Here is a 25,944-nt window from a genome sequence, read left to right as displayed (position 1 = left end):
CTAGGTGCGGTAAGCATTGTCCACTTTTTTGAGCTCTTCCATCTGGTCTGACGAAATTTTTTCTGAGATTTCGGTGGCAAGTTAAGGCGCTAAACCAGTCTCAATCACCTCTCCTGCTGCTGTTAGCGCCTTAGGAGGTGAACTCTCGTCCGGGGCTTTATCTGGCTACTGTGTCTCAATATTCCCATACATCAGCGATTTCTAAACAGTGGGAATTGATTTACTGACACTTCGGACGCCAAATGGGCGACCATCGTTCATCCCTGCTTGTTAGCGACCGAGTTTGTTGGTACTGCGAGGCTCGCCGTCCTCTTCATTTCACAAAAACTCGACCATGACTTAATTGACCTTGGGACATCCCACTTTCAAGCCAACTCCAAACTCAACCCCTTTACAAGCATTGAAGGACCCTACTGCTGCGGCGGGTTTGCCATCTAGCTTTTTATACGCTTGCACATATGTGCCTAGACCTGCTGGCACGCCGTCCACCACCGGCTCACCGCCACCACCGCTGGGATGGCGATCTTTTTTGATTTGGTCAATGTAATCCTTTCTTTCTTGCTCACTCTCTTGACTGACAATCGATACCTCTGACGGGCTGGCACGTTTTTTGATGTCTGCGACAGTGAGTTTGACTGGAGCATGCATTGGCTTACCTCCATAGCCTACTACGTTGTTTGCAATATCAATATAAAATTCCACCCAGCTACGCTTAGCGACAGCCACTACTTCCGCTCGCGTGACCAGCTCACTAGGAGAATTGCGCTCATATGAAGTACGCAAATCCAAATCACGCTTCTTCATCCCTGCTTCGAAGGCAGCATACCCAGAACGTTGAGCTGTGCTTTTACGCTGCGTTTGGAAGCGATCCTCTACGTCCTCTAGGGGCATAATATCTATCCGCGTTTGATGGTCACTATTGATGACATGCAGAGTAATATGTGCACCTGCCGTATTACCATGACGCACTGCAGAATTGATTTCGACTTGGTCATACTCGATTTGCCTTCTTCCACCTCGTCAATCACCACCAGGTCAGCGTTACAAGTCTATGTTGATGTCTTCAGGACTCAAGCTCATCCCCGCTGTGACGGCTTCAATAACCGCGTTCGAGCGTAGACCATGTGACTGACCTGCTGTGAACTTTCTCCTATTCTGTCACCAAGTATTCTTTACTCTCTGCTAGAGGCCTTCTATTGCTTCTAGAACGTCCTAACTCAAATATGTTGTCCGGGTTAATGATGGCAGGTCTTGCCTTTTGAGCATGGGTAAGAGCTGGCTCGAGCGGCTCACCATTCCCTGGCTACTGACTAGTGGGCTAGCGAGACTTCTCACGCATGCAGCCTATATCCTATGTGATACTTTGGGACATCTAGCTTGTTTGCTCTGCGGGACGGGCGATTTGCACAATCCCAATGGGACCCGATTCGCCGTGCTTGTCCGTGACGTAACCAGCAGGCGCCTAACCAGCGTGCCCAATCGGGTGCCCAAAGTGGAACTAGAAGCGCTCACAATTATCAAGCTCATCCTCAACAACGACCTTACGCGTTACGTTACAAGAGCGTTAATTGGTACTCTCTGCGTACTTTCAGCTACTTTTTGGGAAACCTTCAATCTGCTGCAACTCATCCCTGAGTTCACCATCATCAATCAAGACGTACTGAATCAGCTCAGCCATACCCTCAATCTACTCACGTTTTCCGAGCGTGTGAAGAGTACCTGGGTCAATCAGCTCACAATCGGGCTGGTTAATTTTACCCCTCATGTTTTGAGCATAGGGAGTATTGCCACCTTTGTTACAAACACTAGAAGAGTCTACTTAGGCAGTCAAGCTAGTTTGGATTTGCAAACAGTGCCTACAAAGCTTATAAGTCGACGCTACAAAGCCTGCGGGACCACCAACTACACCACCTCCATGTGCTACAATGCCATCGCTTCTCGTCATGCCCGCTTTTGCTAACAATTCATAGGCTTTATGTGACGTTGTGAGTTTTTTGCTGGCTGGTCCCTCTATTAAATCAATCACGGCCGCTTGTTAGCGAGGGTCTTCTAGGCTCAGCGTTACTTTTTGAGCCTAGAGACGTCCGAACTGGGCGTCTGTGACGATGACTATGTTTCGTGGTTGTCAAAAACTCTTAAGCCATTGACCTGCCTTGAATAAACTGCCATGCTCGATGTCGTTATCATCGTCATTTCGTGGTAAATCAACGGGTAATAGCTTATCATCTCTCCTCTTCGAAAGGATTCGCGTGTGTCGTAAGTTTTAGTTTGCGCCTGCCAAAACTCCTCTGTTAGCAAATTCCCCCCGGTCGCAGCTTCATAAGCTAGTGCATCAACTTAAAGAAGCATACCTAGTCCATCTAGCTCTGTTAATCCTTTACTTCTCGCATAGGCTAACAACGGTGTCTTAAAAGGCTACTAATGGTCATCCACCTCCATAAGATGTTCGGGGCAGTTAAGATGAGGCTTGATAACCCTAGACTTGCCATCCATACTGACACTTGTGTCATCGCCAAAGAGTGGAAGCTGGGCTGGCTTTTCTTCATTCTTTTCGTGGTCTGCCACTAGCAAGACCTCAAGCTCTGCTTCCGTTTTTTGAGAAATCATCTTAGCATAGGCTTGCGTTCGCTCCCTGACTAGCGTTTGGGCGATTATCGTAATTTTCTTTGCACCGTTTTTGGCAGCTGGTGCGATGATAGCTGTCGCAGCTCCACCTCCACCTAGCCTATTACTGGGTTTGTCCAGGTCATGCAAGTCCACAACAGGCGCTATCCTCCTGAAAATACTCCTACAATCGGTCTGGTGATAAAGCCACTTGCCATCACTGTTGATGACAGTATGTGCGGCATAAAGCCACTACGGTCACTCTGTCTACTCCTCAATCTATGGCTTGTCCGGGTACTTATTTGGCATCGATAATAAGATCCCAAACTTGCCCTAGTGTTGAATATTGTCAAGTCTAGAGTCTACGTCCTCTTCTGGGATATACGCAGCGACATCCCCACCGTTGCCACCAATTTTGTAACTAGCGTCGTTATACATAACTAGCGAAAGCGAATGGTATATCTTTGTCGCATAACCAGCAACTAGACGGGTGTGTCAATCAATCTCCATCTGAGACCTCCTTTAAGAGCTTCATCTGGTTGAACGAAACTTAACTTGGTGCGCTGGCGCCAGCATGACTCACAACATGGCAACTAGTGCCGACCAGTTAAGATTCCGAGCGTAAAATACGTCCCAATTTTTTCTTGGACGTGACCACAAACTCTGGCACTGGATTGGTACTCTTATAAGGACGGGTGTAGTTCAACAAGTCTAGCACTTCCAGCTGGGTCTTTAGCATGGTAGGAAGCTTAACTACACGTGGCGGCAGCGACTTCAACTCTGAAAAGTTTACCATGATGTCCTATAGGATCTTTGCAAAATCGTGGTGAGACAGCACAAGATAACTTAAATCAAGAATCGGTGCAGAGACTTCGGCCTTTGAGTAATACTCAAAATCAAGGTAAGCACTGTGCTAGTTGGCATCAAGCTCACTAATCAAGACGACATATGCCTCACTTGTAAGGACATATTGTCCACCTTCCTTGCTGGTTCTTGTGATTAAGATGATTTACTGACCTGCAAATTTTAAATCACTAGTGGGCGCAACTGTGACGATGTCATCTTTTGGTAAGACATCTGCATTCCGCTCGATAATATCTACTCCGTAAAGGAGAGAGATGGCAAGTACTTGAGCCTCATCTAACCTACGTGGCAGTACTGGTACTACTATTTGCCTTGCTCTACATTTATTGTATAAACTTTTAGAATAAGACTGTGGGGGTCTGTATTATTGCTCGCACTATCGATGGGGCAAGTCTTAAATTGCAATTAGGCATGCTTGACTTCTCCATAACCCTTCTCCGACATCTTTGTGCACTACGCCTTATGGTCATGATCGTCATCGTTCGTGGCAAGCATGACGCCGTTTTCGGTGCGCTTCTCTAAAACCTTTCGCATCAGCGTTTGATAATCCTTTGCGACGTTATCAGATCGCTTTTGAGCAGGAGCATAAGTCGATGGATCAAGTTAGGTCTCCAAATCACGAAAGCCTTTTTTCTTAGCATTTTTACAGTAAGCAGAGACTTCAATCACCACAATAAATTGATTTTCTAAATTAAGACCATTTGCCATCAAATGCGCTTTAGCGAGCTCACTATTGCGCTTTGCCAGTTAACCAGTTGTCGTCTTAAGCAGGCCAGCCATAGGTGCATCCGCTGAAATAGCTGCTGGATCGGAAAACATATGGAGATAGGGTTCGCCTGTCGCAAGACCAGGCACCAAGGTCACTCTCCCATCATGGTGGGCACAGACGTACCCGGTCACAAGACAATCAGTTAGATACATGATACCAGACCCACCGTTTTCTAAAAAATTAAAGGTTTTAGACGCCTACTGGCCTTAGAGATGTTCACTCTCCTAGTCAAGACCCTTACAGCCTATTTGCTCACCAGAGCCGATAAGCTAACTTAAGACCAACTGCAATGCTTCGATAATGATGGGTCTTTGCTCGTAGAAACTAGCCTTGAGCCGTGAAAATAGCTCAGAATCAGCGTAGAGGTCTCTGGGCAAGCCGTCAAAGAGATGGCGATCTCTATTGCAATGGCGATAAGCTGGCGTTCGGCTGGCATTTTTAAAAGCCTGATGATTGTGTCTTGCCTGCTCAAATAGCTCTCTAAAGTTAGTCGCATGCAGCTTCAGGTTTTAAGGCACTAATAAGGAGCCCACACATTTATTTTGCTCATACTAGTCATCCGTGGCTAAAAAAGGAGACTTCCGAGCCTAAACGATAAGTAGTTGTTGTTTCGACTTCGGGGTTGATTTACCTTGTTTGTCAAGTTGTTGGATTCCGCTTGCAAGTTTTTTCTGCAAACTAGCATCGACAACTAGTTTACTCATACCATCCATCATCACAACAATTCAAATATTTTTTCGCTTAAGTTCCAATTTTAAATACTAACTGATCCATAAAGATGTTATACGCAAATGATAGTTTTTGACTTTACGATATTGATAGCATTAGGATGGCTCGATTTTGAAAAAAAGTAAAGACATGATTTGGTGAATTTAAAGCCTACGTCTAGGCTTTGTCCAGACTGTGATGGCCTTTCATCGGCTAAAGACAATGAATTCTTATCTCAGAGCTTTTAGTTTAGAACTGGTTAATATATACCAAGTTCCCTGATCGATCTCCAATTCCATTTCACTAACGCTACTGGTTTTTGGATTGTCTTTGTGTGTTACGAGAACCCAGGAATTTCGTACTCTGGCGCCTGTTAACTTTACCTTACTCAATGTCCTTTTGATTGCTAATGCCATTTACGACCGAGAATTTTTAGCTTTCTTGACGGTCAATGCCATGTTAGCAAGTTCTGAGACTTCAGCAGGGCGCCTGGATTCTGCGCTCAAGGTGATGCGTGTTACAGTTATTAACTTTACCGTCGACTCCATCATCTTGATTGCTTTGTTTGCCTGCAAGTTAATCCACACGTACTAGCTTCCAATTAACAAATGGGGCAGCTTTGCTGGCACTTCACTCTTTGGCATGCTCTTTTTAATCACTCGCTTTTTGATGGAGATGTGCGGTCCAGAGCTTCTCGCCGGAAGATTCTCAAAGTTTTACTTGGTGCGTGGCGCCGTGCTTCCAAGTTTGTCCACCGCATATGGTAAGCATCACTACCTAGCACAATAAGCAGGCAGCCAATCTAGGGGTGAAGAACTCAAGATAGGAATATCCTGTGTTGAAAAACATTACGCCGCACCGCATCCTAAGTCCTGTGATTTTGCTAAGGACCACAATGACATCGTCATCCGCTTAGCGAGCTTCCAGCAATTCTTGACTGACTCCAAACTAAAAATTGAAATTAAAGTGTTCGTGGTCCCACCGTTTATCTACTCACTTTTGCATTCAAACGTTACGCTTGGTTTTAAATCCTCCTGGCACCAAGTTCTGGCACGATAAACTTCGGATGACGCGACCTTGATCGATAAGTCACTCTGTGATGAGTGATATGGTTCTTTACTGGGCAACTACGGTAGTGAGAACCCCCAATTTGCCTGACCAATTACCGTCGCACACAACGGTAGCTACACTAGCTCTGTGATCCACGGAAATGAATTGACTTTCGGAAACCATAACAACGTCTCCAAACAATGTCATTCCTACTACTTATATGACTCAAGCTCTGTCAAATCACGGCACAACGATAAGTCTTTCTCCTACGGTCTTAACGACAAGTCTAGTTTGTTTGACTGTAACAAGTACCTTGAGCATATGCAACAGCCGTTTTACGCTAAGTTTATCACTGTAAATCGCCGCTTGCCATAGACGAGTCTTGAAATTGACTGTCAGGAGCAAGGTTGCCCTCTATCGACAACAAACGACGAAACCATCAACGGCTACCTTGCAACAGCCAACTTTTTGGACTCAACAGAGCGTTCTTTATATGACTATGTAAAGGAATCTGGTCTTTATACTAACTGTAACATCGTCATGTACGGTGGCCCCTGTGATATCAAATCCTGACATAACGCTAGCCTAGCTCCACTTCAACTTAAGAACTCTGAGACTTGGACGGACTATGACAATGCTATGGTGCAGCGGGTGTATTATATGTTTCACATTCCAAGCTACACATTAGGTGGTACCAAGGAAGCTTATGGCTGTGGGACCAATGCTCTGTCAACGCTACTACATCTTCTTGGTACCGCTACCAAGAAGTAAACGCTGGGCGGACAAGACCTGCACTCTACGCAAAACCGTCAGCTTGAGGCGCTGGTGACATCTTGTTACTTTTGCACTGCAGAGTAGACGAGCTACGGTAGACTTCTCTACTACACATTTGACTGTAGAGAAATCATAAAGCCTGATAGCTCATCCGTAGAACAGTTAACAGCTATAAGTGAAGATATTGACGCACACGCAATAGTCTGCGACGCAATTCAAACAGGCGCTTCGATACGCTTGAATATGGACAATGAACTAAAGTGAGTTGCCAGTAGCAAGATTAACTACAAAACAGCCTTGCGTCAGCTGTTAGCGATCGTAAAGTTAATAATTGATCAGTCAACCATCATTTACAGCCAAAATGGCTTCACATCATGGGAAAGTCTTTGCAATGCCCCAAGCTACCTGCAACTGAACGAAACAATCACAAGCTCGAGCACAAGCTCTACATATGCGTCAGCGAGTGCTAGCTTAAGTTCAGCCTACGCAAAAAATATAGTTCATTTAAAGTTACTAGTTTTTTGCTAGCTTTAGAATATCTCTAGTTGAGAATCCCGTCCCATATACTCGGTCTTTAAAGTGTAAGATAAGCGTGCATTAACTAACATATGAACATACTACACTTTTGCTCGTATTGCAATGCCCGCTCGCAGATTTTGATTTATCCTCCAGCATCAAGGTCACATGAAGATGAGCGTCAAGACGAAGTTCCCTCTACACGCTTGCCCGTGACCAAGTATAAATCATGAACTTGAAGTTTCTAAATCCTATGTCATGGCAATTTTAAGGCTCCCTGGCATACTAGTTGGCTTCTTATTAATTAGAAAACAGGACTTTTAGTCTTAAAGATGTCGCAGAGTCTTTGATTCTACTATTACTGTAAACAGTTGCACTGAGTTCCTCAGCCGATAAGGAAATAACATCGTACCCGATAGAATACTCTACATAATATAAGTTTCCCTCATCCAAAGTTTTGCAATAGTATTACTTTTACAGTTACGTAAAAGGGGCCGTGCCAAATGAATATAACGGTTATCTATGTTTATATAGAATTACTTGAAATTTTGATCTTGCAATTTTGAACTCTGTGTCTAACCTGAGGCATCCTACCAGCATATAGTTGTTCGAGACAATCGGCGCTTAGGGGAATTAAGGGACAAACAAACAGAAGGACACAGTCACTCTGTGTCTCCCAAATCAGCTGGTTAATATAGTCGCTTGAGAGGCCTACGAAAGGAAGCAAGTTAAGGAATGCCTCATTGTGGTGCCACAGCCCCTGCCAATAAAATAAAATAAAGTTATTGCTGGCATGATAGTTTACAGACACCAAAATGATGGTATCGCGATAAATCATCCTAATAAGTTCCCTGGCTTCATCGATAGAAGACATACATGATCCAGAAATATCTTGTCCTTATACTGGCATCTTCTTTATTGGTGCGGCACAAAAGGACTGGCCTACGCTCGCAGCGCAAGTCGACACAACCATCTCCTTGAAAAATCGTTAAGCGTTTCGAAGTTTTTTAATAATCTCTGTCAGACGTTTCTTGACTAAATTTCGACTTTCTGGCACGCTTTCTTTAGCATTACCTTGATAATGTTTATCTACATTCTCGAAATCGGCATCATCTCATCCTTTTCTACGACGATCGACTTTCACTTGACTTTTTACACGCAAGGAAAGCCAAGCTCTGAGTGGTACTCCTTTGTAAGCATGATGATGGTCTATCTCATAAGAAGCAATACCCAAGCGATCGGCTCAAATCATGGCTAACAAAAAGATGACTCCAGCAAGAAAACTTTTGATAGAACGATAGGGTACAGGATGTCGTAGGAACATAACAACTTGAGCTAGACTTATTATCAAGTGATGAGCAGGAACGATCGTAGGAAAAATGCCCCAAACAAAACTTAGCAAACAGTTACACGAGCTTCTTTTCTGTAATAAGTTCCGTAGTTAATACAGGGCTAATAAAAATACTATTAGGCCATCAGTCAAACAATCGACAACTTAAAGTTAAAAGGGACGGGGTAAAAAATCTTAGGAGTAAAGTTGCACCAATTGTGCAATTCGCTCCTGCTGCCAATTCTTTTTTGAGAGTTTCCAAATTAGGAAGAGATGAGAAATAGCCATACATAGAACGATCGCGAAGTTAATAGTCTGATTAGTTTGTGCAAAAAAAGCTCAAATGTCACGTTCTTAGGAAGCGCATCCCAATGGTGGAGGGTACTTAGAAAAATAAGCTTCCACTTCGGTAGGACTGCTATTAACTCCTCGGTTAAGTTGGTTTGACCCTTCTGAGACTTCTCTGGCATTCTGTATTAGAACACCAGTTTGATGAAAAATAAGGAATTAGTCGCACACCAAGGACAATAGTGTCCGTATAATAAAGAGATATCTGTATTTTTTTTTTGCGCTAATTGACTGTAGTCCTAATATTAGGATGAAAGCAAAAAAGAAAACGAGAAAAAAAAATTTGGAAGTTCACTGGATGAGCGAGAACTCTGACCCAACCATGGGCCTAATGTCTCGAAAATTTACAGTTGATAAAATCAGCCTATTGAGGACAACAAAAGACAATCCTAAATAAGTTCCTTGCAAACTAAAGTTAAAAAATAGCTTGCCGTACTCCTATAAATATTAGGAAGATTCAAATTGGTCCCATCATTCCTTTTCTTTTCTACCGCAAACAGGAGCAGGAAATCCTCGCATCAACATACACAAAAGACTTACACGAGAAAAAATAACTAGCGTCTAGGCCCTTAAACCTTTAGCGTAGAAATTCGGCACTAGAGCAACGGTCATGCGTGGAGCATCGCCGACATCTCTGAGAATCAGAGCGCTAACTGCCTGCCAATTACCGCTACCTAACATAGAGACTGCTCTGGTGCGAGCGAGAAGTGAGTTGCTATAAATCATCAAAAAATAAAGTTTTTGCGGGAAGCGAAAGGCTTCGGTCACACGTTGATTTTGATACGCAATTACCTTGTGCACACCATTTCTGAGTTTTCTCGTTACCAAACGTTGACTGACGATCGGAAAGCATTCACTAATATAAATCGAGGCTGCTAGGCAAATCCGTTTTCAGAAAGCAAGACCAAAGATAGCTCCTAATATGAGATAGATCTTTGCTAACTCTGGGACGACAAGCATGACTCGATCGTTCTGAAGAACACCCTGTGGTAGCTTAACTACAAAAGATCAGCTTTCTAAATTGGGTTACCTGGTCTTTATCTCGATGGTCACTCGCGCCTATGAGCCTGGAGCAAGTGATTTTGAGAGAGTATCGAAAGGAGAAAGAAAAATACTAACACTATAATCGCTCGCAAGTTTGCCCTCCTTTATGCAAGTTTAGATCTGAGAATATCAAAAAAGTAGGAAAGCCTAAATAATCGATTGCTTTGGCCGACAAGCAAACACCAGCAAAAGTAAAGATCAGCTGTTCTAGTATTTTTGTCGTATTTCCAAATCCTACCAAGCTTCCAATAAAGCAACAATCGGAAAATACTAGTTAGTCTGAGTAGAGGTCTAAGGAGCGCTATGACTAAAGCCAGTTGGCAATGCTATGAAAACGAGAACCGTCATTCCAAACGTCAGCCTTTAGTATTTTTCATCTTTAAGAACCCCACCATCAACATAAATAAAGTTAAGGATTACTGAAATTAACATGAATTGGTCTACGATCTGAGAATGCGCCGTCATAAAACTGGGCAGTCACTCAGTTAACTAGCGGCTATTCGAAGGCCGATCGCGAAAATGGGCACTTTCTAAAAAGCTCTAGTTAGAAAACATTGCTCTAACCCAGTTTAATTCCCCAAGATCAGCAATATAAAAAATTTTATGCAAGCGAAAAATACCCCTCATAAAGCCATAATCGATCTGAAGGAAAATTTTTTGCCTTTTAGTCGATCGAATGCCGTGCACTGCCCAATCTAAATGCTGTGGGTCTGATTTTTGGCGCTTAGCCGTAAAGTATTGCTGCAATTTTTGTTGCATGCTCTTCTCCTTTTCTTCTGGTAAATCCTAAATCTCCGCTCCTTTTGTTGTTAAGCCGTTCTGTCAGGAAACAACAACGGTATCCTAGTTGTTTGGATTGTTGTAATTCGATAAACTTGGCTCGAAAACATAAATAGTAGAATTACAGTCAATATACGCAAAAATCGTCTTCACCAAATCTTGTGTTTTTTTGCCCTTAACATAAAGTGTTAGAGCTTCTACTCCTTTTTATGTAAAGTTGAAAGGAATCTCATCAACAATCCAGTGGGCTATACCTTAACGTTGGAAGTCAGCATGTTACGCGTTATCCACATAAGTAGAATTATCTTTATGAAAACCAAACCAGGAATTCGCACTAGCTCTCGTATTGTTAAATTTCTTAATAACTTGGTCTAAATTAGAATGGTAATTATAAATTTTCTTACAGTGAGCAGACTTTCCATCTGTCACTTTTTTAATAGTAGAATGCTGTGTTGCATGGGTACCAAACGTCTACATAGAAATAAAGAATTGCCTAGTCATGAGTGCGTCTTATTCCAATTGACTTTAGAACACATCACAGCTTTCTTTATCTGCAACGGTACACGTTGTCTTTTCCAGTTTATCAGAGGAAAGTACACGTTCTTATCCAAGTTGGTGAATTTACGTTGTGTTGGTATTGTTAATAGTTTGAGAATGCAAAAAATGTTTCGAATAACTTGATTCACGTTAAATATCTTCTTTAGAACCCAAGCTCTTGGTACCTTGATACTCCAATTGATATACTGAATAATATTGACCCTGGAAACATTTATAAGATGCAATGGTATGTTTACAGTTGTTGTCTAAAGTTACGGACTCATTTTGACTACTCGCAAATTCTGGCCTAATGATCGTATTGTCCGCAATTACCTTTCGTCCCAAACCATCCACGAAGATCAGCCTAACATTTGGCTTATCAGTGAACGTACCTTGTCTACTAACAGGATGGTAAATATCTTATTTATAAAATTGCTGAGGCCGCTTCGGCTGGCCATTTCTACATTGTGGTACTTGATCTGGTGCCTACCATCGCTCTCCAAGCTAAAGTAAATGTTACGTTCGTGAATAACTAACTTGAGTCCGCAATTAGAAACCAATTGAAATAACAACTAGAGTCCGTTTGGGACTTATCGTATGAATATGAGAATAAATGAAAGGAAGATGAACCTTTCGTACTGGTAAAAAATGAAAACATAACAAACTTATTATCGTCACAATTTAGAGTAGAGCATTACCTTATAAGGCGATTTTGGAGACTAACTTGGTTAACATAAGGAAGCTCACATCCGATGATCCGTACTAAAGCATCCACATCTGCCTACTTTAGAGTAGGAATGAGACTGATTTAACACTATTAGGAAAAATGCTGTGTAAAGTTATCCTGCAATTAGTGATAGAAAAGATAATCGATAATTCAAGCATCACAATGTTACTAGATACAAATTGCTGTGTCGTAGAACAGTTTATTCCGTTGAGGACGATAGAAACTAGATACGGAATATAAACCAGGTAAACATTGTAAATATGTTGCAGTCTTTTTCTAGTAGTCAGCCTTTCGAATCTTTCTTCTTTTACGTCTTTTAACGTACTTGATAGCTCTCCTTGAACCTGTAAACAAGTATTGCCGTGACCCTTTCATCCATCAAAAATTCGCAAAAATGTTGTAATGAATTGGAACAGGATGAGGTCTAATGTTCACCCCAACCTGGTCAATAATTTGTGTCATTTACAGTTTAGTTTGACACATCCCATAATAATATACTTCTTTCCAAGCAAGATAAAAATACTTTCTTTAAAGCGAATGGAAACTCGGAGTCTGTCCTAACGGTTCCTTTGGAATCACATCATACCCCAAACTGAGATTCGATAACGGTGGAAACGCCTATTTTTGAAACCAAATAATTTTACCTTAACGCATAATAAATGGACTAACTTGTTTACAGTCAAGGTCTCAGTTAAGGTGCTTTGTTTGCCTGAGTTCATGAATCCAGTGTGAATTCAATTTTTCATGGCATGAAGCAAAACTTTTAGTGTAAGGAATGAAAGCAGTAACGTCGGCAAGCACTAACCCAAGATAATCATTCTTTTCTAAATTGGAAAGAATATTAACTTCTGGTTGAAGCAAACTTTTTTACAGCTTTGGACGACAAGAATACCCTACCAAATACAGAAGTTTAAGAGTTTGTTTGATGGTTATCAGACCGACGTAAACAGAAGAAGATCTTTCTTCTTTCTATTTTAACATTGGAATATTACCGCGCCCCGTATTTGCGGTTTGAAAGCATCGAGATTTTTGAACATTTTTCGCACAGAAGGACTCAAGGTCTGATTTTTGAGCTTCGGTATCTGTTGTCTACTTCACATCCTAGTCTAAATGGAAATTCTCAAATTGTTTCACTAATTCCACTTACAAATCATCGTAAAAATGAAGAAGATGAACTGCTGATTTTTGAGGATTTGACTAGTCTTTTTCTACTACCTTAAGGATTGCAGGAACTTACAAATAAGGTTGTGTAGGAAGGCTATTAACTGGCCTAGGAACTAAAAGTACTTTCGTTGAAGTATTCCAGACTTTGACCCTTTCTTTCTACAAATAAGGTTCAAAGTGTTGTGTCAAAGCAAAAGTTATTGTTTTTATAAAAAGAACATGATTAACTAAATGCACATGAATCTAATGACTCGGCTAATTAGAATTGTACTAATTAACTTCAATTGAGTCTGTATTCAATACAGAAGCATCGCGATAAGGAGCATTCCCTACATGATTAGTAATTTTAGTTTCAGTATTCGCAATTACATTGTGCACATCTTTACATGCTTCAGCAGACTTCCAAAACTTTGGAAAAACTTCAGAAATTTCAACACTTTTCTTAAAAGACAGTAAATATGATTGTTTATGTTCATCAATATACTTATTCCCCGCATAAAGCGCTGTAAGCTTTGTCATTCCCCAAAAGTCCGCTTTTTCATCTGTTTCGTACGTCACATCGACAAGATCAATATACCAAAGTAGACTAAAGCAAGTATCAGTCAGCCGAGGCAGTCAATCTTTTGCTTTTCAGTAGTCAACACCATGAATATCAATCCAGTCATGCCATGGTGAATTATCGTATCAAAATTTTTCACGTTGTATAAAAGCATAAAGTACTTGACTTTGTCGTAATTTATCAATTTGACGCTCATCAAGATGACTATTTGAAATAAAGTTTACTTTCGATAAGCGACTGTGCCTAGGTTTTAGTTTTTACTAGACTTGCTTACTAATATTGTTAATTTTCTTGAAATTAACATCTAAGAACCAGAGTTTCTTTGTTTGCCCCTATAGAAAGTACTACTTTTAGTTAGTATGATCCACCATATTAAGTTAGTCGTAGACCACTAGTTAGATAATTCAGAGTCGTACTCCTTACTTAAGGGATCGAATGCCGGTGTATTTTGTTTACGTGCACTGGCAAGTTGTGTGTGATTCATCTCATAAGGTATTACAGTTTACCAGAGGTTAATTTTTTGCTGGTCAAGCAATTTTCCAACGTAAACTTTCACACCAAGGTCATCGCTAGTCTAGTGTTTATCAGTGAACGCTAGCTTATCACCTTCTGAAAGTGTTTATTGTTAAGCACAGAAAGGATTCACATCCTCAAAAACTACAAATTTTTCATCAGTTAACCCAATTGACATTCTTGGAACTTACTCAGGCCGCTAGTCCTACGATTTCAACCCTACTAATTCCTAGCCGCTTGGAATCTTAGTTGGTCTTTTTCTGTTATCTTTCTTCCCTTTTACGACAAGGATGACCCTTTTACCTTGAACTCGGATTTGTTTCTGTTAAGCCGTAACGTCGGCAAATGCCTCAGTCTCAGAAACATAAATCGAATTTTTTGCGTCTTTACTAGAGTGTTCAATATCTATAGTAGGTTAGCGTTCTAAATGTTAAGCGAATGCTTTTTTTACAGTATTCCGGAATCGTGTCTGATATGACCAAATTACGTTTGCACCCGTTCTGTAATATGACTTTAGATTTTGATGGGCAGTCCTTGACTCAAAGTACATACTCTACTTTAATCCAGTTTCTTTTCACAGAACTACTTTCAAATCCTTGCTTGTCTCACAATTTCGATAGAAGTTGTAGGGCTCTAATTTTTCACGTTTCGACATCTCATCAACTTTAATATGACCAAGCGCTGAGGTTCCTAGTCCGCTTGAAGCTTGCATGAAAGTACCAATAAAACTTTCTTGTTTATCGTCCGCTTTACTAGATACTTCACTCGCACGAGAATGCAATTCCTAGAGTGGAGAATAAAAATTAACTGCTTTTGATTTTTCAGCAGTTTCTACTAATAAATTAACGTAAACATTTTTGAAATGAACATCACTATTCCCTACTTCACAGTGATCTGCTTTAACATGCTCTAAAGCAATATGACTGGTCAGACCACCACATTTATGATCGTGATAAAAACAGTCAGTATGATGAATATAACGGAACCTTTGCGTAGTTGTCCTAACAGGATGAGAATCGTCTAATGTCACATCATTAAACACCAATCAGTGAAATTTTTTCTAGGTTTGCTTTAACGTACTCTCACCCCAATCTTTTACAGTTTATCCATGCTTGAAACAAGTTACTACAATACTAACTAAAGCATACATCATTTCGATGACTAAGTAACATTTCTTTGATTAACACCTGTAGACCTTACTCTACCTTATTTATCACCTAGTTCAAAGTCATTACGATTAAACAGCCTAACATTTGGATTACTTAAGTTAGGATAAGCGTTCTTTTGAACATTTTTGTCTCCTTTAGAGCACCCCAGTAGTCCTTTTAGATTGGTTACATTCTGTAATAAAACAGCCTACGTAGAATTTGTATACCCTTTTCCAGTTGAATGGTATGCCGTATTATTGTAGTTATAAATCAAAATCTTACGGTCAATATCTGTAAGCGAAAATGCTGCCTAGGTTGCTAAATCTACGAGAACCTAATAAGTCACAGTCAACGCAATTGATTTAACTTGTGCAGTTTATCCAGAAGCAAGTGAGTTCCCTTCTATGGTCGAAATAACTAATATTTCTACAGTGTTACCATCGTCATTGATTTCTGTATTAGGAGTCACATCGCTAACTGGATTAGGCAGGTCTTCGGGCTACACTTGAGTTTTGATATACCCATCCTCAAGCATTCTAGTTTGATTTCAACGTTTTTTAAATAGACGCAGGTCATGGGTAAGTCTATTAGTAGTCTTGCCGCTCGGTTTGCCCTCTAGGTATTAAGCATTACATTGAAGTTGCAATGCTTCTTGCCCTACTGCTGAGACTTCTTGCAAAAGCACTACATACCCTTGAGCCTTCATCACACCATATTAAGCGTTTCGTACCTGCATACCAGAGGAGACCTCTTGATACTTTTGTTTCGTAAATCCTCCTAACTCTGAAAATTTCACAAGAACATCATCTAGTCTATTCCCTTCTTCTGTTGTTTATCCAAGCTTGGACACGTTCATATAAAACTTTTCACGTGCGGTTAGTTCGGAATTTTATGCTACGCCACGTGCAATGAAAGTTACCTTTTGAACATTTACATTTACTGGCCCCTTTTTAAGAACATCGATGATATTAATGATTCTGATTTTCATTGTTTTACCTGACCCAATTCGTCATTCACTTCCAAAAATATACACTTTTTGAAGGTTGAATGAAATATCTTTTACCGCTTGGTATGATGTATACCCTTCAAATCCTTTCTATTAGTTAACTAAAGTTGTACGTCAACTTTGTTAGGACTCAATGGGGTGTATATAAGCTTTGCTGAGGTGTGCAAACTTTATTGAATTTTTTTTGTCTGGCCTAGTATACTATCTCCGCAACTTTTGTAGTGCTCTTCCGTAACGTTTAATACCAAATCATAAATATACTATTAGGAAGGAGATATTGTCACATCGCTTACCCCCTAGTACCAAGCATTACCCAATCGCACATACTACCTTAACGTACAATCTAATGTCGTAAGCCTTGACTAATGATAGTCAAAAAATCAAACATCATAACCTTCACACCAGTCTTTGGACGGCTTTGAAAAATAAATGGCAATGAATATTTACTAGAAGTCGCATACATTCCAATCGGCATAACCGCTTGCGAGCTAGAACTTATATTGCTAAATCTTTCAAAAAGCGGTAAAGGAAAGAAGGCGTTTCCAGCAGAAAATAATAAGCGTGCAATTACTATCGAAATTACCGCTAACCATCATTCGGTAAGAGGAACACCATTAACTACTGAAAATCTAAAAACTACAAGCATGGTCCTAGGAGAATCAAATGTTGCTTCAACCTGAGGCGATATGACTATACTGTCCTTTGATACTTTCGACATTCGTCATAAATCTCCGCTCGCACCAATAGACAAGATCCCCATATTTGGCGCTTCGGCAATGAAAGCACAAGTACCAATCCAAATTAGAACACCAATGGGAGAATGAATTGTCACATCATAACAGCCCAAGTTACGTTCACATCCAAAATCTAGTGTGATAAAAAGCATCAGAGGTAGTCCTATATTCGATAAATGCCCTATACCGCTTGCCTGCTAGTGTAATTGAAATTCGGGCTTAACTAATTGGCTTTAGAGCCTACGGTGTGTTGCAGTCAATACTTTCGTCAGATTGGCCTATACCAAAATTTTGTATTAAGCACTAGTCTACTATTAATGATGGTTAAGGAGCAGTTATGTGCTAGTCTGTACGATTTGTTTGACTATTGGAGTTTCCAAAATGGCGCTTCGGTTATCCAGGTAAGGACTTGCACCATTGCTGTAAGCGTTTCATCACAGTGAAAGTCTGTCTGAAGGCTAGCTTGCTTTGGACTAGGGACGATGAGTTACCTGTACTTTGCGACTAAAGCTTGCAGTTAGTGCGCCTCTTGAATGCGCTTGGCTCAGGTGCTAGTACCTAGCACATTCTGGTCATGCTGGCTGTAGAATGAATGAGATTTATTCCTATATTTAAGCCGTCGCAAAGATATTGACTGCAAGGCGTTTTACCTGTCGGGCATGATGACATTATCCGTACTCGACCAGAGCTGTGCTAGGCTGGCGTGAATGCCTGAAACGTCACCTGTGTCTGTATGATGAGGGATCACTATGTAGAGATAATTGTTGGCATGATGCTACGGTGTACTCATCATGTATTCATGAAGGACATTCTACTTTGTATCCGCACACATCAAGACCATATAAACCGTGACAGGCTGGCTATTATCAACTAGAAACAAAGCATCATATTGAGTCACAAGATTATCCTGTATCATAACATACTATAATTCACTATACTATTAAGACTCCGCTTCTACATACTTAACTAAGTAGAAGAACCCCTAGATGACACTGTAGTACTCGGTCTACTCTTCTTTGGTAAGGAAAATCCTCTCATCTTTTTGCGTGTTCGTTTTGATGTTCGAGCGGGTCTCATCTTTCGAAGCGTCAACTCGTATAATGAGTTTCCAGGCCGTGTTGGTCTGATTGGAAATACTCACAATCTACTCCGCTCGTTTGGTCTACACGTTGTAGTTAGACAAGAAGATATTCACTGTTATGTTACTTCACATCCTCGTCCGCTCCTACACTTTTTTTCCACATTTAAGCGTCTTTAACAAGGTCTTTGATATGCTTGCCATTCGTTGTTGGCACTAAAATGCTTACTACTTTTGTAATAGTATCTACTAGATTTCCAGCAGCCTTAGACCAGTAGGGACAGCAGTCTGTCGCATCCGTGAGATTTAGGTCTACGCCACGGCCAAAATCGAGATAATTCGGGCTGAACGCCTCAAGCATCACAGGACTGGTACACTCGCACCCCAGACCATGGATCTAAGAATAAGCTTGCTTCCTTTTATCATCATTCACATCACTCTCGTAAGCCTTGCCGATAAACTGAATATGATTATCCTTTTAACAGCTTGGTTTGTGTGGGAGTACTTGAAAGTAGTTATTACGCCCATGCTTTCAAAGTATACCAAAAGGATGATTAGTGTTAATGGTCGTATAGTACAAATTGTCCGGCTCGTCGATCGCTCGTTGGACTCAACGCTCAACGACTATTTAAGACTTTCCGTCATTGTGACCCCATTGATGGTATTAAGTGCCCAGCCCATCTTACTTTTTTGACTACTTTGATTGTGGCAGGGCCGTCGCACCAGAGGTAAGGACCATCTTCACACCAGGATTCGTTTTTTTGATCTAGTTTGCAATGCGACGGTTATCCGTCACAAGCATTACCCCTTTGTGGTCCATTGACTTCTTGCCGTATGATATTTAAGCCTGCACCGGAAGTGGCCCCATGGCGCGAGTCCCCACATATCCATCAGGACTGACAAAGACTTTTCCGTCGCATTTATGTATCTTTTTCATAAATGGGCTCATAAATGCACTGATGGTCTTGCCCACTATCTATACTATCGATGGTTTCATCGCAGGATGATAAACAAGTGTGAAAGCATAGTTGATGGCCATCATGTCGTAGAGAATGACTGTCGTTGAACTAAGATTCCGACACTTCATCCTAAAGCAATCTACTCCTTTATTCACATCGCGTGTTTCATGTAGTTTTGGACTGAGACTAGTCGCATGGTATGATATGTTTTGATTCTTTTGATGCTCTCACAATGCTGAAACAGAGGTAGGAACCCCACCATACCTTGCAGGCAAGCCACCGCTTCGGATGTTGAATACATGGTGAACAGCCCACTCCACCATACTTAAATTAAGCAATTCCTAATACCGTATATCCCAAGAGCTAGTGACTGTAAATGATAGATTCGTGTCCTTTCTGACTCGAAAATATTCGAATAGATGAGATTTGTTTATCGTTTTTTGATGTCTGGCTTGTTACTTTCTTTTAGAGCATCTTTCTAGCGCCGTATGTCACATCCTGCTGCTTTTCCGTTTGCCAGACTGTTGCTTTTGTTGAGTGGACGTTGAGAATTGGCAGGTACTTGACTAGTGTATACTGGTTTATCATTGTGATTTGTGTCTTGCCAGATTTCTAGGGGAATGTCGTCCCATGTCGTAGTTGCGACAGCGGCGTTTATCAAAGTTTAATACCAAAATCCATTGTGCGTTTCAGCTTGATAAACCGTATAGTCTTCAAGTGTTCGTGCTCAGGTTGGATTATCATGTTACTCCTAAACCTCAGACAGCGGGTCATGGATGAGTGCGCCGATACGCATAGAAGAGAGCGCGATTTGAACGTCGATCCAAAATCTCCACAGTGTACGGATAATGTTTACTTTTGTAGTGTATATTTCTACATATTTTTGACGCACCCGTTCTGTACGACCATACTCAATGTGTGGATGAGGAGAGTCGTCCGCTTGCCACTCCTACACAATGGGTTTTTGACGTTCAAAAAGCTAGGCCGTAGCTAACTAAGCCACGGTTGCGACATACTTAGATATTGACTTTGCGAGCGTTTCAGTACCTGTCACGTTGCTAGTGTAGGGAAGTTCTTAACTCTCGTCTTCAGCAGCGTCTAATATTGTTTAAGCTGCACCGTGTTAGACAAGTTTTGGTTCTATTCGTGTGAAGGCTTAGACCACCATTTCTGCGTTTATTCAGACCATTTCTGCGATATCCGCAGCCGCCTAGTCTTCTTTGCTCTCATCGTGAAAATCGCGCAACTCAATGTCCCTCAGACCATTTGCACCAGGACTTAAAGTCATCTGTGTCTCCTTCAAATTCGTCAACTAGGTTTATGATCGCGTATCAATGGTACTTTTGCATTTCTGTGTTTTTTTGTCTGTTACCTAGCTCATTGTGGGGGTAGAGTCTCATCTTTTCCATCGCACAAGCTTGTGCTCAAACGAGATAAACTAGAACATTTGGCACTTCGGAAATGTCACGCATAACATCGTGAGTTAATTCGGGCAATAGATCCGTCAAAAAACATACCATCGTTGTGCGCGACATATCAAGGTCTGTCTACACATCATAACAGCCTTACTGATAGCACAAGACAAGATTGAAATTACCAATTCCACAGTGAGAGGCAATAACCATCTGTCGCACTTCTAGGTTACGGTCCTTGCTCTTTGCGATCTCTTCTTCTGTATCTAGTTCAGCCATGTTTCACATCTAGAAGCGTACTTAGGCCTCCATTATATATTTGAGTTGTTTGCTGCGGCGCCTGTGGCTCATTTGGCGAAACGCCTTGGGCTCTTCCTGAGGAATACGCACAGGGGTAAGGTAAGAGAGGTTGCCGATAGTTGCTAGTGTACGCATATCAGGACCGGGAAGTCCCTCGCGAAAGCGCTCAACGTGTGTTGCATGTTGAGGGATTGTTTGCCGCACTTCTTTGCGCTAGTGGCGTAAGATCCTACGTGTAGAGCAGTCAGCAGGACTTGCAATGATCTCGTCCAATATTATATACACAAGATGATGGTCAACTGCTGGTCCAATGGGAGTTTCAGGCGACACTGGTTCTGGTGCGACTTGTTTACTTTCACGACACTTGACTTGTGCCCAGACCATACGTGATTCATTTGGCACTTGTGCTGGATGACGCCCTAGCTATTGAATAAGCTTGCGGTATGAATTCACTAGCGCCTTGATAGTTTCCATCATGTGTACTGGTATCCGAATTGTGCGAGATAATTCAGCACTAGTACGTGTAATAGCCTCCCCTTACCCCCATGTCGCATAGGTTGAAAATGATAAGCCTTGTGAGTAGGGAACCTTTTCGAATATTTTCAAAATTTCCCTAGTACCTTCAACTTTAAGTTCAAGTTACTGCATTCCACGTGCCACATCGCGTTTAGAGGTATTAAGGACCAAACGCAAGTTCACTTCAGCGAAGCGGTGATTTATCGGCATATTGCCCGCAGCCGCGGCTGGCGCAAGTTCTTGTGTTGCTTCGTTGATTTAGAGGCTCACTACACTGATGTCTTTAAGGTACACCCGTTCGGACTCCTAAACCTGTGCTGAGTTGTTTCCGTGAAACTTCTCATCTGGCAACTCCTCGGGCTGTGGTGCTTGAATCCGTTCCTATCTATTAGGATGGCCTACTTTGACTATGATAGCTACAGGACCATCTGGCAAACGCTATAGGAAGTCATCAGTTAATTCAGCAGGCATGATAAATTCTAGGACTGGCCTTGCCGTGGCCTCATCTTGCAGGGGAGTACCTTCATTCTTATTGTCTCGATTAATTGATTCATATTGTAGGTAAGAGGTAGGACTTTCTTGTGATTCTTTCATAGTTTCCTCATTCCACGTTTTTCTTTTGAGCAAGCAATTGATGCCGCACTTCTAGCCCAGCGTCAACATACACTTGATGGCTTGCCTGACATATCTGTTCAGTGTGATTTTGGATATTGCTCTCGGTTAGGACTTGCACACGCATACGCACATTCCCCTCCATCTGACCTTAGCCCACCTGTTCTGTCCAGCAGTGCTCTAGCTGACTTTAATACCTCTGCAGGTCAGCAGGATGACTCTCAGCGCAATCACCCCTAGTGATCTGATTCTTCAGCCAACAAAGCATATACCGAGCCTCAAGGTCCGGCGTATCAATGATAACATCCCAGCGATTGCGATACTCTCGGAGTAAATTATCGTTTTGTTAGAGGATATTATATTGCTTTATGTCTTCATTCATAACAGCCTTTAAACTCTTCGTACCCGGCGGAGACAGTACCTGATGTTGCGTGTACTGATGGGTCCTTTGCCGATTGCTGCGGCTGAGGAAGCGCTCGTTGTTAAATATCGGCACGACTGTGAAGTAGGGAACATCCGAACAAAGCATAGGCAGGTTGTGGATCTAGTTATTGTGGTCCTTGATGGATTGGTCTGGTGCAATCAGCTGTGCGCGTTTGTCCACATCGACTATATTAGCGCCGAGATTTACACTATTGACTGGCTTGAAATGCTTTATATTACTTTCAGTGGCAGTCATACGTCCTGGCACGAGAAGTAACTTGAGCGCTTCTTTTGAGTTGTGTCCTAAAAACTGTTCTGTTTCCATCTGGTTAGGTATCCTAACCTGATCAGCAGACAAAGACCCGAATACCTCTGGAAACTTAACTTTCCCTTCAACACCGAACTTGTCTCCATCTTATGTCTGTATCACCTTCTTAGAACACTGCCTGAAATGTCACACTTGCTTAAGTTTCAGCGCCGTCCCCGTATTAGCGCGGGTCATTTCTACAGGAGATTTTTAAGCTGCAATGATATCCGTATAGCCTACTATCCTTTAAAGCACTTGCGGTTTGTGGTCCCCATTCTTATCATTGTCGACAGAATAGACTCTGTAAGGTTTATGTGAAGTGAGGTTTGGTGGGGTATCTTTGTATATAACTTGAATTGGCACTTGATCTTGATGCCTCGCTGTCCTTTCACTTAAAGCAAGCACCCTTTCCTGGTCATCTGGCAAAAGATACAGGTTCGTATTTTTTAGGGCATCGAAGAGCCGACTGGATTCATCATTCCTATGTAAGCACCCATACTGCGCAAGAGGTTCCTCATGTTAGGCGATTTTTTCCCTAACAGCTCTTTAGAGAATATGAGATGGGTTTTGCGCTCATCCGATATTTCAGAGCGTCTGCACCTCGACATCAAGCGTCTTAGCTTCCAAATTATCCGTATCATATTGACCCTCTTTAGTGGTCATCACCATAGAATTATTACTTTGCGCTGGCACACTATTGAAGTCATAATGAATGTGATAGGCGATAACTTTTTTTTCTGTCTCCTACTTGAGTGGATCAAGTTTTAGCCCTGGACGCACAGCCACACCCCCTTCACTGTCCATGAAACTGCTCTGCATGTAGGCCTCTAAAAACTGAAAAACATCCCCATACTGGCCACACCCTCACCAGTGGATCAACTGCTTGTCCGAAATAACATTCACAAATGATGGTTTGTCCTTTTGAATATAACACAGACCTTGGTAGTTATTCCCCGAGCGGGTCAGGCTAACCACCTACACAATGATATCCGCGATATTGACAATATTATTAATATCAGCTGTAGTTTCCCGACTGCTTGCCCGAGCCCTCACATCTTTCAACTCCCCGTATTTTAGGTTGAAGTTTCCTAATCGTGCTTTCTAACCATTGTGTAAGTCGTGCCGGGTACTAATTCAGAGCAGTTTAATGGGACTTTATGAGCCTAATAACTTGAATTCTGTACCTTCTACTGAATAGACTCGGAGTGTCACTAGACTCATGAAGGAGATTCTTATTATGTAAGTACTGTAAGGCTTTTAATTTAGAGGCACTATCCACGATCTTGATGTTGCTTTTAGTTTGAAGGCTGCCTTCAATGCTATTATCACGTGACTCGTCTTTGTGATCATACACCCTCTTCCCTTGACCCCTGCCTTTAGGGCTGCGGGTGTTGAAAAGATTGCTGTCCTTGCTGGGAATTGTGCTGCTTTCGGTAGCTGCATTAGCGTAGTTTATAACTTCGACATCGTTGTAAGCACTGTTTCTTTCAACGTTAACGCTGCTAATTACGTTATGTCACTATGTATCAATGAAGGGGCTGCGGATGAGCCACTTGAACTTCCTGAAGACGAGTAGCACACTGCAATTAGTGGCCTCTTCACACTCAAAGACTAGACACCCCCTTAAAGATTCCAGTTAGCTCTAACCATTCTTATTCATTGTTAGATAGTATCAACTAGGGAGACCCGAGGTTTGTGATTTCATTAGAAGTGTTGAAGTTTGCGAGATATTCGTGTTTTACGTTGAAGTTTTACATGAGGTATTTCATTACTTTCACGTTGAAGTGGGCCTTGACGAGTACCTTCATTCGTAAATAAACACAACAAACGACGAAGTGGATCATCACCTTATTCATGCATTCGTCCAACCCTTTTGGTCATAGTTTTCACATCTAGAAGATATTGTGACAATGATGTCCACGTACTAGGTTACCTTTATCCGTTTCTTTTGGCAATAGACTAAGGCAATATTATTTCTATACTATCGGAAACAGGCTGGTTTGTGTCCGGTAATAACAAAATGTTCAGTTTTTAGACATCCATTTGTCCCTCGCGATCGCCTAGACTAATCGAATCGACATACGAAATTATGTCGTCTTCGTTTGGGCTCACCCTTGCTTAAGCTTTGATATCAACTGGTATAACAGGCTCCTCGGATCTTTATAATAGACCTGTAACTGCTTGCCTCGGGCAATCTACTAGCTCCTCCTCTGAGGCTAGTGGGATTCACTCTACTCGACAACTGTGCTTGTTTTATTGTATTTCTAAATGAAGTTCACTGGTATTTAACCCACAAGCCTAATATCTTTGGTATTTTATGTGCGGCTGTCAGAACAATATCAGACTGGCTCATCATATCCCCAGGCTGTGCGCCGCACTTTATGTGGTCCCTAAACTTTTTGTCTGTCAGTATTTCATGTGGTTTCTTTGCAGTCTGTTTGAAGCCTCTTTGCCTTGGTACGACAATCCAGAGCGCGGATGGGGTTCTTCACCTAATTACTTGGTGTCTGAGAGCGTATTGAGGAAAGGTCTTGCAGGTTGCCTTCTTAAATGAACTTGTCACTTTTGATCTACCCCAACATATCACGCTATACTGCTGTCTAGCTATACTGCCTTTTCCCCTCTTCACTAATTACCCCCCTAGTCAAAAAGCACTGAACACTGTTTTTGTCACTAATGGCAGCAGCCTTTTCTTCTTAGCTGTCTTAACTTTTCTTTGTATCGATGATATGACGGGAACATGCATTTCCCTCGCGTTTATCGTATACTTGCATTTCATGGTTTCTTTCAACTGCATTATTCAAAAGTTTTTGGCTTTTCTCATTGCTCATATGCAACTGTAGGTTGCAAACACACAAGAATATTCCGGGAACTCTTTCAAAACTTAAGGAATGGGAGGGATCATGGTGTTTTGCTTTCGGTTTAATTGTCCACTTGGCCTCTGTGGCAATGAAGGCTGGTATCTTGCCCCTCGCACCAGTGTTCTTTGGAACTTTATCCAGTATCGATGAGTACCCAGTGGCAAAAACATACACATTCACTTGGTGCGCCGACTGGCTCTGACTTTGGCCACAACCCTTTAAGCCGATGGGAATAAGCAGGTGTCTTGAATGGTTAGATTGATAATGTGATCCATTTGCATTCGCTTGATATGCGGAAACT

The 25,944-nt window shown here is 41.7% G+C and carries 11 protein-coding genes and 3 pseudogenes; 1 reads left to right on the top strand and 13 read right to left on the bottom strand.

Going from position 1 to position 25,944, the window contains the following annotated elements; genetic code table 11:
• From G5B60_RS03140 to G5B60_RS03125, 4 genes and pseudogenes are all read right to left on the bottom strand, one after another.
• Positions 1-1,101: pseudogene (locus tag G5B60_RS03140) on the bottom strand (chorismate synthase).
• A 49-nt stretch (positions 1,102-1,150) separates the two neighbouring features.
• Positions 1,151-2,245 (bottom strand): annotated as a pseudogene (locus G5B60_RS03135) (3-dehydroquinate synthase family protein).
• 173 nt (positions 2,246-2,418) lie between these two features.
• Positions 2,419-2,760: a hypothetical protein gene (locus G5B60_RS03130; RefSeq protein ID WP_164682627.1), complete on the bottom strand. Its 342-nt coding sequence runs from the start codon at positions 2,758-2,760 to the stop codon at positions 2,419-2,421.
• 451 nt (positions 2,761-3,211) lie between these two features.
• The gene (locus G5B60_RS03125) at positions 3,212-3,400 is read right to left on the bottom strand and encodes a hypothetical protein (protein ID WP_164682625.1); all 189 of its coding nucleotides are present in this window, start codon (positions 3,398-3,400) and stop codon (positions 3,212-3,214) included.
• A 1,875-nt stretch (positions 3,401-5,275) separates the two neighbouring features.
• Here G5B60_RS03125 and G5B60_RS03120 point away from each other — a divergent pair.
• Positions 5,276-5,539 carry a hypothetical protein gene (locus tag G5B60_RS03120; RefSeq protein WP_164682623.1) on the top strand — a complete coding sequence of 88 codons (264 nt, stop codon included), beginning with the start codon at positions 5,276-5,278 and terminating at the stop codon, positions 5,537-5,539.
• Positions 5,540-9,524: 3,985 nt separating this feature from the next.
• Here G5B60_RS03120 and G5B60_RS03115 read toward each other — a convergent pair.
• The 9 genes and pseudogenes from G5B60_RS03115 to G5B60_RS03070 all read right to left on the bottom strand — a co-directional run bounded on the left by G5B60_RS03115 (position 9,525) and on the right by G5B60_RS03070 (position 22,800).
• Positions 9,525-9,764 (bottom strand): hypothetical protein, encoded by a 240-nt coding sequence (locus G5B60_RS03115; RefSeq protein ID WP_164682621.1) that lies wholly within the window; start codon positions 9,762-9,764, stop codon positions 9,525-9,527.
• 783 nt (positions 9,765-10,547) lie between these two features.
• Entirely contained in the window at positions 10,548-10,766 is a 219-nt protein-coding gene (locus tag G5B60_RS03110) for a hypothetical protein (RefSeq protein WP_164682619.1), read from the bottom strand.
• Between the two features lie 2,719 nt (positions 10,767-13,485).
• Positions 13,486-13,821, bottom strand: coding sequence for a rhamnan synthesis F family protein (locus G5B60_RS03105; protein WP_277423801.1), 336 nt, complete (start codon positions 13,819-13,821; stop codon positions 13,486-13,488).
• A 1,250-nt stretch (positions 13,822-15,071) separates the two neighbouring features.
• Entirely contained in the window at positions 15,072-15,317 is a 246-nt protein-coding gene (locus G5B60_RS11315) for a hypothetical protein (protein WP_241154473.1), read from the bottom strand.
• A gap of 3,102 nt (positions 15,318-18,419) precedes the next feature.
• Complete coding sequence (locus G5B60_RS03095; RefSeq protein ID WP_164682617.1) at positions 18,420-18,614, bottom strand: hypothetical protein; 195 nt, start codon at positions 18,612-18,614, stop codon at positions 18,420-18,422.
• Between the two features lie 480 nt (positions 18,615-19,094).
• Positions 19,095-19,427, bottom strand: a pseudogene (locus G5B60_RS11735) (DUF1972 domain-containing protein); the annotation flags it as partial.
• A 2,451-nt stretch (positions 19,428-21,878) separates the two neighbouring features.
• Positions 21,879-22,034 carry a hypothetical protein gene (locus G5B60_RS03080; protein WP_164682613.1) on the bottom strand — a complete coding sequence of 52 codons (156 nt, stop codon included), beginning with the start codon at positions 22,032-22,034 and terminating at the stop codon, positions 21,879-21,881.
• A 7-nt stretch (positions 22,035-22,041) separates the two neighbouring features.
• A complete protein-coding gene (locus tag G5B60_RS03075; protein WP_164682611.1) occupies positions 22,042-22,185 on the bottom strand; it encodes a hypothetical protein in 144 nt (47 codons plus the stop codon).
• 411 nt (positions 22,186-22,596) lie between these two features.
• Positions 22,597-22,800 (bottom strand): hypothetical protein, encoded by a 204-nt coding sequence (locus G5B60_RS03070; protein WP_164682609.1) that lies wholly within the window; start codon positions 22,798-22,800, stop codon positions 22,597-22,599.
• Positions 22,801-25,944: the final 3,144 nt, after the last annotated feature.

This window comes from Streptococcus hyointestinalis (genome assembly GCF_011039275.1).
In the GTDB taxonomy this organism is placed as follows: Bacteria; Bacillota; Bacilli; order Lactobacillales; family Streptococcaceae; genus Streptococcus; species Streptococcus hyointestinalis_A.
Note: the sequence above shows the minus strand (reverse complement) of the source record. Positions and strands in the feature narration are given on the sequence as shown.

Coding starts and splice junctions, on each gene's coding strand:
- G5B60_RS03125 (WP_164682625.1), bottom strand. CDS start 3,400: ATGGTAAACTTTTCAGAGTTGAAGTCGCTGCCGCCACGTGTAGTTAAG.
- G5B60_RS03080 (WP_164682613.1), bottom strand. CDS start 22,034: ATGAAAGAATCACAAGAAAGTCCTACCTCTTACCTACAATATGAATCA.
- G5B60_RS03095 (WP_164682617.1), bottom strand. CDS start 18,614: ATGCTTGAGGCGTTCAGCCCGAATTATCTCGATTTTGGCCGTGGCGTA.
- G5B60_RS03110 (WP_164682619.1), bottom strand. CDS start 10,766: ATGCAACAAAAATTGCAGCAATACTTTACGGCTAAGCGCCAAAAATCA.
- G5B60_RS03070 (WP_164682609.1), bottom strand. CDS start 22,800: ATGGAAACAGAACAGTTTTTAGGACACAACTCAAAAGAAGCGCTCAAG.